Annotated in this window: 8 protein-coding genes and 2 tRNA genes; 6 read left to right on the top strand and 4 right to left on the bottom strand. The window is 74.1% G+C overall.

Features of this window, described 5'->3' with window-relative positions; all coding sequences use genetic code 11:
• Positions 1 to 196: 196 nt before the first annotated feature.
• The 5 genes from ACWGE1_RS36265 (at position 197) to ACWGE1_RS36245 (ending at position 3,965) form a co-directional block, all read left to right on the top strand.
• Positions 197 to 269, top strand: a tRNA-Lys gene (locus ACWGE1_RS36265).
• 230 nt (positions 270 to 499) lie between these two features.
• Complete coding sequence (locus tag ACWGE1_RS36260) at positions 500 to 1,012, top strand: GNAT family N-acetyltransferase (RefSeq protein ID WP_453424722.1); 513 nt, start codon at positions 500 to 502, stop codon at positions 1,010 to 1,012.
• A gap of 185 nt (positions 1,013 to 1,197) precedes the next feature.
• Positions 1,198 to 1,271: transfer RNA gene (locus ACWGE1_RS36255), tRNA-Met, on the top strand.
• A 199-nt stretch (positions 1,272 to 1,470) separates the two neighbouring features.
• Positions 1,471 to 2,640: a PP2C family protein-serine/threonine phosphatase gene (locus ACWGE1_RS36250; protein WP_453424724.1), complete on the top strand. Its 1,170-nt coding sequence runs from the start codon at positions 1,471 to 1,473 to the stop codon at positions 2,638 to 2,640.
• 302 nt (positions 2,641 to 2,942) lie between these two features.
• The gene (locus tag ACWGE1_RS36245) at positions 2,943 to 3,965 is read left to right on the top strand and encodes a M23 family metallopeptidase (protein ID WP_453424721.1); all 1,023 of its coding nucleotides are present in this window, start codon (positions 2,943 to 2,945) and stop codon (positions 3,963 to 3,965) included.
• Here ACWGE1_RS36245 and ACWGE1_RS36240 read toward each other — a convergent pair.
• The 4 genes from ACWGE1_RS36240 to ACWGE1_RS36225 all read right to left on the bottom strand — a co-directional run bounded on the left by ACWGE1_RS36240 (position 3,874) and on the right by ACWGE1_RS36225 (position 9,280).
• Positions 3,874 to 5,253 (bottom strand): PrsW family intramembrane metalloprotease, encoded by a 1,380-nt coding sequence (locus tag ACWGE1_RS36240; protein ID WP_453424720.1) that lies wholly within the window; start codon positions 5,251 to 5,253, stop codon positions 3,874 to 3,876. The genes ACWGE1_RS36245 and ACWGE1_RS36240 overlap by 92 nt on opposite strands.
• Before the next feature lie 43 nt (positions 5,254 to 5,296).
• The gene (gene trmB, locus ACWGE1_RS36235) at positions 5,297 to 6,043 is read right to left on the bottom strand and encodes a tRNA (guanosine(46)-N7)-methyltransferase TrmB (RefSeq protein WP_453424723.1); all 747 of its coding nucleotides are present in this window, start codon (positions 6,041 to 6,043) and stop codon (positions 5,297 to 5,299) included.
• A gap of 225 nt (positions 6,044 to 6,268) precedes the next feature.
• On the bottom strand, positions 6,269 to 7,501 hold the full coding sequence (gene lhgO, locus ACWGE1_RS36230; RefSeq protein ID WP_453424719.1) for an L-2-hydroxyglutarate oxidase: 1,233 nt from the start codon (positions 7,499 to 7,501) through the stop codon (positions 6,269 to 6,271).
• Positions 7,502 to 7,546: 45 nt separating this feature from the next.
• Positions 7,547 to 9,280, bottom strand: a complete 1,734-nt coding sequence (locus ACWGE1_RS36225; RefSeq protein WP_453424718.1) for a sporulation protein — start codon at positions 9,278 to 9,280, stop codon at positions 7,547 to 7,549.
• Positions 9,281 to 9,910: 630 nt separating this feature from the next.
• Here ACWGE1_RS36225 and ACWGE1_RS36220 point away from each other — a divergent pair.
• The coding region (locus tag ACWGE1_RS36220) for an asparagine synthase-related protein (RefSeq protein WP_453424717.1) at positions 9,911 to 12,121 on the top strand (2,211 nt) is incomplete at its 3' end.

Below are 12,121 nucleotides of genomic sequence, written 5' to 3'. Positions count from 1 at the left end.
CCCGTACGCACCCCGGTGCGTACGGGCCCTCTCTTCGCTCCCGGAAGCTGATGGTGCGTAACACCCCTGGGTACACCTCTCCGTCGACCGGAGCGAGGCTCCCGGAGTCCCACCGGCCCGGCGGCGACAGGCCGGTCGGGGATACCCGATCGGCTGACCGGCGCCTTCCGGCTATGCTCTGGGGTGAGCACCTGGAGGGCCATTAGCTCAATTGGCAGAGCAGCGGACTTTTAATCCGTTGGTTGTCGGTTCGAGTCCGACATGGCCTACCGCTCGCAGGGACGAGGAGACCTCTTCCGACCTGTGCGTCAGCGCCCCATCCGATCCGTTCGGGTGGGGCGCTTCGCTGTACCGCCACCGTCCCGTCATCCACCGGCGTGAGGAAGGACGGTGGTGGGATCCCGGCGTCGACCCGTGGGCGGACGGTCCGTCAGCCCCGCCGGAAGGCGGCCGGTAAATCCCGTGAGCCCGCCCGGCGGAGCGGGTAGCGTCGCCGGTCATGACGCCTGTTCTGCGTACCGAGCGCCTGCTCCTCGACCCGTACACCCCCGCTGACGAGGAGGGCTTCGTCGCCCTCTTCCAGGACGTCCGGGTGTCGCGGTGGATGGGGGACGGTCCCGCCGGCGAGGACGAGGACCGGGCGCTCTTCGGGCGGATCTTCACGAAGGTCTACGCCGAGGGCCTCTTCGACGTGTGGGCCGTGCGCCGGGGCGGCCGGCTGGTCGGACACGCTGAGATCAAGCGGACCGACGGCGTCGACGGCCACGAGATCATCTACGCCCTGGCTCCCGAGGCCTGGGGATCGGGACTCGGCACCGAGATCGCCGAGGCGGTCGTCGCGTACGGCTTCGACACCCTCGGCCTGACCGAGGTGCACGCCACGGTGGCCGACTCCAACACGGCCTCGCTGGTCCTGCTGGAGCGCATCGGCTTCACCCACGTCCGGGACGTGCAGGAGGACGACGGGAGCACCACCCGCGTCCTGACCCGCCCCAGGGTTCCTCTCGCCTGACGGCGACGCGCCGTCGCCGTTCTTGGCGGCCCCGCCGGCCGGGGTGATCGAGCCCGCACGGTCGCTTCCGGGCCGGGTTCGGGCCGGTTTGGGGGCTGTGACCTGCATGTATGCGGATCCGGGGGCGGGTCGGCGGTTAATTGGCGGAGGGCTCCCCCCGGATGGCGTAGAGTTGTGTTTACCGACGCGGGGTGGAGCAGCTCGGTAGCTCGCTGGGCTCATAACCCAGAGGTCGCAGGTTCAAATCCTGTCCCCGCTACTCAGTACGAAGGCCCGGTTCCTCCACAGGAACCGGGCCTTCGTCGTGTTCGGGGCCTGCGGCCCCGTTCTCACGCTCCGTCACCCGTCCGGACTTCGCCGGGTCGCCCGCGGACGCTCCCGCCGCCAGCCTTGAGGGGCGAGGCGGCGGGCCCGCACCCGTGCAACGGACCGGGCGGCAGGAGAGCAGCGTGGTGGGGCTGGGCCGGCAGGGCAACGGCGGTGGGCGCGCGAACGGGAGTGGGAGCGGTGTGATCCGTCGCGTGGTCCGGGTGCTGCCGGTCGCGCTGATCGCCCTCGGGATGGTTTTTGATGCGCTGACCCCGCCCAGCTTCACGGGGTCCCCGTTCTTCACTGCGGCCCCGCTGATCGCCGCCCCGCTGTTCACCCTCTGGGCCACTGCCCTGACCGGCTCCCTGGCCGTGTTCGCGGTGTTCGTACTGCACCTCCTCAACGGCACCAGCTGGAAGGTCGAGGCGCTGACCGAGCTGGTGACCGTACTGACCGTCGCCGGGCTGGCGCTCCTGATCAACCGAATGGTGCGGCGCAGTGGCGAGCGGCTCGCCTCCGCGCGCGGGATCGCCGAGGCCGCGCAGCGGGCGGTACTGCCGAAGCCCGCCGAGCGCATCGGGGGGCTGCACGTTTCCGCATGGTACGAGGCCGCGCAGGCGGACGCCTTCATCGGCGGCGACCTGTACGCCGTCCAGGAGACCCCGTACGGGGTGCGGCTGGCGGTGGGCGACGTGCGAGGCAAGGGGCTGGGGGCGGTGGAGGCCGTCGCGGTGGTCCTCGGGGCGTTCCGGGAGGCGGCGGAGACCGAGCCCACGCTGGAGGCGCTGGCGCAGCGGCTGGAGCGGGCGCTGGCCCGCGAGGGCACCCGGCGCGACAGTCTGGACGCGGTGGAGGGGTTCACGACGTGCGTGCTCGGGGAGATCCCGCCGGGCGCGTGCGTGCTGCGGCTGCTCAACCGGGGCCACCCCGAGCCGCTGCTGCTGCACGGGAACGGCGAGCTGGCGGTCCTCGCCCCGGCGGAACCCGCCCTGCCGCTCGGTATGGGGGAGCTGGGCGGCTGGCCGGACCTGGTGCAGGAGTGGGCCTTCCCGGCGGGCACCACCCTGCTGCTGTACACGGACGGGCTGACCGAGGCCCGGGACGGGGCGGGCGACTTCTACGATCCGGCGGCCCGGCTGCGCGGGCGGATCTTCCCCGGACCGCATGCGCTGCTGAGCGCGCTCAGCAGCGACGTGCGCCGGCATACGGGGGGTGGGGCGACGGACGACATGGCGCTGCTCGCGGTGGGCCGGCCGGGGGAGCGGCAGCCGGATCGGAGGCGGACGGTGCCGGTGGTGCCCCGAGGTGACGTGATGTGACGGTGCGTAATGGAAAGGGTGCTCTCCGCAAGCGTCTTGACGGGTCGTCATGTGGAGCTTGCGGCTGAAGGGATGAGGGAATCGCTTGATTTTTGCCCCAGTTGTGGCCTATTTGCAGGAGAAAGGTATGGCCAAAGCCAGTCAGGGAGTGGCTGATTGGTGGGAACGATCAAGCGGAGAAGCTTGGAATCACTCCCCTGCGTCTATTACCTTTCGATAACGCAGCGCGGTCGTCCCAGCCGTCGCAAGAGACGGCACCGTGCGCGCGCGCGTCCCTGCGCGTCGATGAGGAGTGTGCCCCCGTGGCCTCCAACTTGCCTGCCCCTGAAGGCGTCGAGATCCAGGAGCCACCCACCGCGGGTGCCTGGGGCGAGTGGAATCCCACCGAGGATTCGGTGCGACCGGTCCGGGGCAAGCACCGGGTCGCCAAGCAGCGCGGCGGACTCGCCCGCAGCTCCACCGTGCTCGGCGTCGGCGTCATCGCGGCGGTCGGTGCCAGCGGCATCGCCACCGCGCAGGACCGGCCCCAGGTCGCGATATCCCTGCCGTCCCTGCCGTCCCTGCCCGACCTGGTGACCGGTGACAAGGACCAGCAGGGAGACGGCGGTTCCGGATCGGCAGCCCCGACGGGCGAGCGGACGGGGATCATCGCGCAGCAGTCCGTCCACGGCGCGGACGCCGGTGAGGCGCTGCGCAACCGCATCCTCCAGCAGGCCGAGTCCCAGCAGGAGGCCGCCGACGCGCAGTCCCGCGCGGAGGCCGAGCAGGCCGCGCAGCAGGCCGCCGCCCAGGAGGCCAAGGACAAGCTGGAAGTGGCCCGCAAGGCGGCCGAGGAGGCGAAGGCCCAGGCCGAGGCGAAGGCCGCGGAAGAGGCCGCCGAGCAGGCCGCCGCGGCCAAGGCAGAGCAGGAGCGCGTCGCCAAGCCGTCCGGGAGCTACTCCCTGCCGACCTCCGCCTACACCCTCACCTCGCACTACGGGGACTCCGGCTCCATGTGGTCCTCCGGCCACCACACCGGCCTGGACTTCGCGGCCCCGACCGGTACCCCGGCCAAGGCCGTGGCAGCCGGGAAGATCACCTCGGCCGGCTGGTCCGGCGCGTACGGCTACCGGATCGTGCTGGAGCTGCCGGACGGCACGGAGATCTGGTACTGCCACCTGTCCTCGATGTCGGTGACCTCCGGCGCGGTGGGCGCAGGCGAGACCATCGGCCGCGTCGGCGCCACCGGCAACGTCACCGGACCTCATCTCCACCTGGAAGTACGCAAGGGCGGATCGACGATGGACCCGCTGGCGTGGCTGAACTCCAAGGGTCTGAACGTCTGAGCTCCGGCGCCGGCTGCGCGCCCGCCGGGCCCTGGTCCCGGTCCGTCCGTCGCGGTCCGGGCACGTCCGCCCGGGCACCCGCCGGGTCCAGGGGGTCGAACCACGGCGGAATCAGCTCCTCCATGACCGCCGCCCGGGCCAGCGCGGGCCCCGCCGTCGCCCGGCGCTGCCAGAGCCGGTGAAGCAGCTCCCGCTCGCGGCTCGCGAAATCCCGCTCACCCAGGGGTCCGCCGCGCCGCGCCCGGTTCCGCAGCAGAGCCAGGGCGACCGCGTCGGCCTCGTAGCGGGCCACGGCGCGCCCGGCGGCCCGGCCCCCGCTGTGCCGGGCCAGGGCGCGGGCCAGCGACCGGGCCGGCATCGAGGCCAGGGCCGGCACCTCGGCCGGACCGAGCCAGCCCGCGGCCGCGTACTGGGCGAGCTCCCCGGCGACGGCCCGCAGCCTGTTCCGCCTTATCCGCACGGCCAGCCACACCAGCAGCCCGAAGGCCGGGACCATCACGCACGCGTAGACCGTGTAGAAGCCGTGCTCGCCGAACTGCGAGGAGCCGTTCCACAGCGCGTGCATGCCCATGGCCAGGGCCAGGCCGAGCAGCGGCAGGCAGATCCTGCGCGAACGGCGGGCACTGACGGCCGCCACCCCGAAGCCCAGCCCGGTGAGCACGGTGAACAGCGGGTGCGCGAAGGGCGACAGCACTATCCGCACGAAGAACGTCGCCGCCGTCACCGAGTCCAGCGCGCTGCTGTCCTCGGCCAGATCCTCGACGAAGGCGTTGCCGAGGTAGAGGATGTTCTCGGTGAACGCGAAGCCGGTGGCGGTGAAGCCGGCCACGACGAATCCGTCGGCCGGGCCGGTGAAATGGCGTCTGCGGAACACGAACACCAGAAGCAGGGCCGCCGCCTTGGCGCTCTCCTCCACCACCGGGGCGATGGCCACCGAGCCGAGGTGGTCGGCGGCGGAGGCGTCGGCGGTGGCCGCGGCTATCCACTCGGTGGCGAAGTTGTTGGCCAGTATCGCGATCAGTGCCGCGGTACAGGCCCCCCAGCCGAAGCAGAACAGCAGCTGCGACCAGGGCGCGGGCGCGGCCCGGCCCAGCCACCGGAAGGCCGCCATGAGCGGCGGCACCGGGAGCAGGGCCAGGCCGAGGCCGACGAAGAAGCCGGAGGTGCCGGTCTGCTCCCGCACCAGTTCCAGGATGGCGATCCCGGTGGCGGCGAGCAGGGCGAGGAGCACGCACGTGCGGACCGTGCCGGACGGACGTGGGAGCACATGGTGGGGCGCTCGGAACACACCATGACCCTAGCGATCCGGTCTGACACGCGCGGTGACCTTGTCAGTTCTCCCTGCGACGGAAGAGCAAGTCGTGTACGAGGTGGCCCTTGTCGAGGCCCTGGCCCTCGAAGCGGGTGAGCGGCCGGAAGGCGGGGCGCGGGGAGAAGCCGCCGTCGGGCCGGGTGTTCTCGAAGTCCGGGTGCGCGGTGAGGACTTCGAGCATCTGCTCGGCGTACGGCTCCCAGTCGGTCGCGCAGTGCAGGACGGCCCCGGGTGCCAGGCGGGTGGCGGCCAGCGTGAGGAATTCGGGCTGGATCAGCCGGCGCTTGTGGTGGCGGGCCTTGGGCCACGGGTCCGGGAAGTACACGCGGATGCCGGCCAGGGAGTCGGGCGGCAGCATCTCGCGGAGCAGGATGATGGCGTCGCCGTTGGCCACGCGGACGTTGGTCATGCCGCCGCGCTCGGCGAGGGCGAGGAGGTTGCCCTGACCTGGGGTGTGCACGTCGGCGGCGAGGATCCCGGTGCCGGGGTCGGCGGCGGCCATCTGCGCGGTGGCCTCGCCCATGCCGAAGCCGATCTCGAGGACGACGGGGAGGCCGTCGAAGAGCGTCTTCAGGTCGATGACCTCGCGGCCGTCGATGTCCAGGCCCCAGGTGCCCCACAGGCGCTTCAGGGCCTCGCCCTGACCGGTGGTGACCCGGCTGCGCCGGGGCTGGAAGCTCCGGATCCGCCGCTCGTGGTGCGAGCCGGCCGGGTCCGGCGAGGGCCCGTCGGGGAAGCGGGGCTCGGTGCGCCACTTGGGCGGCACGTACGAGTTCGCCTCCGGCGCGGCGTCCGGGAGGCGGGGCGACTGGGGGTTCAGGGACTCAGACACAATGCGCTGATTCTACGACGGGGGCCCGGGCAGCCGTCGTGCGAGCGCCGCCGCTGCCGGGGCCGGCCCCGGGACCCCGCGCCTCGTACGCCAGGAGGCCCGGGGCGGAGCACCGGAAGGCGGCGCGGGGAGCGGCGCGGGGAGCCGGCGCGGGACCGCTCAGGCCGCGCCGAGGGTGCGAAGGGCGCGGGCGGCGATCTCGCGGCCGATCGGGAGCGAAGCGGTGGCCGCGGGCGAGGGTGCGTTGAGCACGTGGACCGTGCGCGGGGCGTCGCGGATCAGGAAGTCGTCCACCAGGGTGCCGTCCCGCAGCACGGCCTGGGCGCGGACCCCGGCCGCGGCGGGGTGGAGATCGGCGGCGGTGACGGCCGGCAGCAGGCGCCGTACCGCCCGGGTGAAGGCCTGCTTCGACAGCGAGCGGTGGATCTCGCCCGTCCCGTACCGCCAGTGCCGGGCGGCCATCCGCCAGGATCCCGGCCAGGCGAGCTCGTCCGCGATGTCCCCGGGCCGCACGGTCGACCACGCGTAGCCCTCGCGGGCCAGCGCCGGCACGGCATTGGGGCCGACGTGGACGCCGCCGCCGATGCCCCGGGTCAGGTGCACCCCGAGGAAAGGGAAGGCCGGGTCGGGCACCGGATACACCAGCCCCCGGACCAGCTCCGGCCGGGCCAGGTCGTAGTACTCGCCGCGGAAGGGGATGATCCGCATCCCCGGGTCGTCGCCGGCCAGGCGGGCGATCCGGTCGCACTGGAGACCCGCGCAGTTCACCAGCACCCGCGCCCTGACCACCAGACCGGACGTGGTGCGGACCGCCACCGCCGAGGCGCGGCGGGCGATCAGGTCCACCGCGCCGCCGTAGACGATCTCCGCACCCGAGGACTCCGCCAGCTGAGCGGTCACCCGGCCGTAGTCCACGATCCCGGTGCTGCCGACGTGGATCGCGGCCAGTCCCCGCACCTGCGGCTCGTACTCGGTGATCTGCGCCGGTCCCAGCTCGCGCACCGGAATGCCGTTCTCCCGGCCGCGCTGGACCAGGGCGTGCAGCCGCGGCAGCTCCTCCCGCTCCGTGGCGACGATCAGCTTGCCCGTCACCTCGTGCGGAATGTCGTGCTCCGCACAGAACTTGACCATCTCGGCGGCCCCGCTCACCGCGAAGCGCGCCTTCAGGGAACCCGGGCGGTAGTAGATCCCGCTGTGGATCACCCCGCTGTTGCGGCCCGTCTGGTGCCGGGCCGGGCCCGACTCCTTCTCCAGGACGACCACCTTGGTCCCCGGAGCCAGGCGCGACAAGGCATGCGCCGTCGACAGGCCGACGATTCCGCCGCCGATCACCAGCACATCGCAGTCCACGCCGCCACCCACGCTGACACCTCCCACCCCTGCATACTGCACCCCGGCACCGACAACGCGGCCACGCGGCCCCCCGGAAGAGAGGTCCTACGCCGGCGCCACCAACAGCGGCCGCGCCCGCTCCCGCAGCTCCGCCACGCGCGGCTCGTCCCCGTACGGTTCCAGGCGGTGCAGCAGGTCCCGTACGTATTCGGTCGTCCGGGCCGAGGAGATCCGGCCCGCCACCTCCACCGCCCGGGTGCCCGCCGCGCACGCCGCGTCGAGATTGCCCGACTCCAGCTCGGCGACCGCGCTCACCACCAGCCGCAGCCCGTGCGACCGTACGTACTCCTCGGTGGGCCGCGACAGCGCCTGCTCGGTGAAGCGCCTCACCTGCCGGGGCAGTTTGAGGTCCCGGTAGCACTCCGCCGCATCGGCCGCGAAACGGTCGTACGAGTAGAAACCGAGCCAGGTCGGATCCGGATCGCCCGCCCGGGCACGCTCCAGCCAGCCCTCCGCCGCCCGCAGCGCCGTCCCGGCGGCCACCGAATCGCCCGCCTTCGCGTGCGCCCGCGCCTCGACCAGCCGGAAGAAGCTCATCGTGCGCGCCGTGGCCAGGCCGCGGTTGCGCTCGACGGCCGCCTGGGCGAGGTCCACGCCCTCGTCCGGGAAGTCCCGGTAGGTCGCCTGCAGCGACATCGAGGCCAGCACGTAGCCGCCGAGCGGTACGTCCGCGGCCGCGCGGGCGAGGCGCAGCGCCTGGATGTAGTAGCGCTGGGCCGCCTCCTGCTGCCCGGTGTCGAAGGCCATCCACCCGGCCAGCCGGGTCAGTTCGGCGGTCGCGCCGAACAGCGCGCGGCCCACCTCGTCGGTGTACGAGCCGAGCAGCAGCGGCGCCGCGTCCACCCGCAGGCACTCGGGGACCATCGACGAACGCCAGTCCCCGCCGCCGTACTTGGAGTCCCAGCGGCGCGCGTCCTCGGCGGCCTCGCGCAGCTTCGTCACATCGCTGTGGCCCACGCGCTGCCCGTGGTCGCGCGGCGTTTCGGGCCCCGGCTGGGCGGGCACAACGGTGGACGGCGGGCCTGTCGCCGGTCCCGCCATCGGTCCCGTCGCCGGTCCGGTCGTGCGGCCTTCCGGGGAGGACCGGGGACCTGGTGCCGCGCCCTCGTGCGCCGGCACCTCATGAACCGAGGGGGTCGCGGATACGGGGCTCTGGACCATGGAGTGCTGCGCCACGGGGTCGTGCCCGGCGGAGGTGCCGCCCGCGGACGTGCTGCCCGCGGAGGTGCCGCCCGCCGGGCCCGCGGCCGTGGAGCCGTCGGCCGCGGGGTGGTGGGCGGTGAGGTGCGGAGCCGGGCCCGCCGGTTCCCGGGCCACCGAGCTGTCGGCGGGAGATATCAGCCAGCGCGAGGCGGGCGTCGCGTACGCCGCCACGGAGAAGGAGCCCGCGAGCGACTGCCAGATCCCGCCACCGCCGCGCCGTCCGGCGAGGTCGAGCCGGTACAGGTCGGTGGCCGAGCGCACCGCCGCGCCCACGTCGCGCGGGAAGGCCAGCCCGACCTCGGGCGCGGGATCCGCGTCCGCCAGGCCGATCTCGTGCAGCGGCACCGGGCGTCCCAGCTTCGCGCCGATGGCGGCGGCGATCAGGTGGGGGGCGGCGCCCTGCGGCACCATCCCCTTCGACACCCACCGGGCCACCGACGTCTTGTCGTACCGAAGTGTCAGGCCGCGCTGTGCGCCGAGGTCGTTGACCCGCCGGGCCAGCCCGGCGTTGCTGATGCCCGCGAGGGCGAGGACGGCGCCGAGCTTCTCATTGGGCTCGCGGAGCTCCCTGGACATGCGCCACCCCTCGTCACACGCGGAACGCAGACGCCGCCGGGGCATAGGCGCCCGGCATTTCGTAAACCCAGCGTAGTTCCCCGCCTCCCAAGCGTTAAGGCCCTTACTTCCGTATGGCGGGATTGTTGTCCGTTTGCACAGTCGCCCCCGGGCCCGGAGCCGGGGCGCACGTGTCATCGCGTGCTCCGTCCGTGTGGCCGTGCGCCTGCCCGTGCGCTCTGGCCGGTCCCGGGACCCGGCGATTCGATGTGCGGTGCGTGGGTCGGCCCGCTGCGTGGACCGGGCGGGCCGGGGGATGCCGCTGCCTCAATCCCCGCGGGTGGCGGAACGGTCCGGGGGGTGGAATGCGCCTCCCGGACCGCGCCCGCGCACCGGGTGCCGGCGGCCCGCGTCGGCTCTCCCAACAGCCGAAGAATGGCTGAAAGTGACCTGTGGGGCGGTGGGAACGGAACGCCAAATACCGCGTTGCCGGGGCGTGTTCGTTTGCGTGTGCGCCCCCTTTAACCACTCTCGCACGCCTGTCCCGTGGCAGCATGGACCCCGAGCCACCCGGGGTCCCGCGGCCGCGCCCTCAGCGCCGTCCGTGCTGCCTGTGCCCCGGTCATGTGCCCACGGGCTGGGGAGGCGGCGGTGCGCTGGTTGGTGGGTTGGAGCAGTATCGCCGCGAGCTTCGGCACGGCCGGACGGGTCTCCGGCCACGGTCCCGGCCACGGCCCTGGTCAGGGCTCTGGCCAGGGCGGATACGGCCAGGGCGGATACGGCGACGGCGGCTCCCCCCTGCACGGCGGCATCGCGGACGCCGCCCATCCGGACGACCCGGGCGCGGACGCGGAACGCACCGTCCACCCCGTCGGAGCACAGCTGCTCTGGGGCGACCCCGACCCCCTCTGGGCCGTCGGCGACTGGCGCCCGGACGAGATCCGCACGCTGACCGCCGATCCCGCCGACCCCTTCACCCGGCTCGCCGTCCTCGGCTGCTGCGGCGCCACCGACGCCGAACTGCGCCGCGCGCTCTACGCCGCCCGCGGCGGCGCACTGCGCCACCTCACCCAGTGGTCCGGCAGCTACACCGCCGTCGTCCAGGCCGGCCGCCGGATCACCGTCCTCGGCGACCTCGCGGGCGCCCGGCCCGTCTTCTACACCCCCTGGGCGAGCGGCACGGCGTACGCCACCGCGGCCCTCCCGCTCGCCGACCTCATCGAGGCGCAGCTCGACATCGGCCACCTCGCCGCCCTGCTGGCCTGCCCGGACAGCCCCGAGGCGCTGGGCGACGGCACACCGTACGCCGGAGTCCGCCGCATCCCGCCCGGGCACGCGCTCATCCTGCGCGAGGGCTCCCGCGAGATCACCGGCTACGAGCAGGTCGCCTCGCTCGCGGTGGCTGCCCCCGAGGCCGATGCCGAGCGCGCGGTGGAGGGCGTACGGGAAGCGTTGGTGGATGCCGTGCGCGCCCGGCTCACGGCTCCGCGGCATGCTCCCGACGTGGCTCCGCCGTACGATCCCGGCCCCGTGCCCGGGATGGGCCCCGCCGACCGGCGGGCCGCCCGCGGCGCCCCGGCCCCCGGGGTGGGCGCCGACCTCTCCGGCGGCAGCGCCTCCGCGACGCTGGCCCTGCTGGCGGCCGGTCTGCCGGGAGCCCCGGGCAGCCTGCTGAGTCCGGCCGGGGCCCGGCTGCTGGCCGTCACCTTCAACGACCTGGCCACCCCGCAGGGGCGCGAGGCCGAACTGGAACGGGCCCGGGCCATCGCGGCCGACCCGCGCCTGCACCACGTGGTGGTGGCCGCCGCCGAGGAAGCCCTCCCGTACGCCGAACTCGACGGCCCGCTCACCGACGAACCCGGCTCCTCGCTGGTCTTCGCCGCCCGCGAGCGGCGCCGGCTGGCCGCCGGATCGGCCGACCACTTCACCGGCCACGGCGCCCGCCAGGTCCTCGACGCCCACCCGGCCCGCATGGCCGACCTCCTGATGGACCGCAGACGGCGGCACCTGCTGCGCCCGGTGGCGGCGCTGGCCCGTTCGGCCTCCGCCTCCGGAGCCTCCGGGGAGTCCCTGCTGGTCCCGCTCACCGTGTACTCGGCGGCCCGAAGACTTGCCCGTACGTCGTACCGCGCGGGCATGGAGGCCGCCGCGGCCCGGCTCCGCGAGGGCGGGGTCCCCGAGCGCGCCACCGGTCCGGTGGACGCTTCCCTCGCCGCCCTGACCTGGTCCCGCCCGGGGCCGGCGGCGGGCTGGCTCACGGGGGAGGCGCTGGCGGAAGTATCGATCCGTCTGACGGTCGCGGCCGGCCGCCCCCCGCTGTCGCTGCGGCCGGGGGAGGCCCGCGCCCGTTCGCTGCTCGCCCGCCACGCCGCCGACCACCGGGTCTTCGAGCAGGCCGTGGAGGTCCGCAGCCAGCGCCTGCACGCACCCTTCCTCGACAACCAGGTCGTACGGGCCGCCCGCGCGCTGCCCGAGTCGCTGCGGGTCCAGCCCGGGGCCCGGGCCGCCGTCCTGCGCAGCGTCCTGTCCTCGGCCGGTGTGCGCGAGTTCCCGCCGGGCTGGGGCGTCACGGACCGCGTGCCGAACGAGACGGCGACCCGGCTGGGGCTGCGCGCCGCGCTGAGCGACCTGCTGGACCTGTTCGCTTCCCCGCTGCTCGCGGACGCGGGCCTGATCGAGGCCCGGGTCGTCCGGCAGGCGCTGCTCGATGCGGCGGACGGGCGCCCGGTCCCGCTGGACGGGCTGGCGGAACTCGTCTCCATGGAGCTGTGGTTGCGCCGCCTGCTGGCCCGGCGCGGAACCTGCTGGACGGGTACCTCGACGGCGCGGCGCCGGGCGGTGCCGGAGGGAGTCCCCGTGCAC

This window comes from Streptomyces sp. NPDC054932 (genome assembly GCF_053610205.1).
This window is presented reverse-complemented; position numbering and strand designations above follow the sequence as displayed.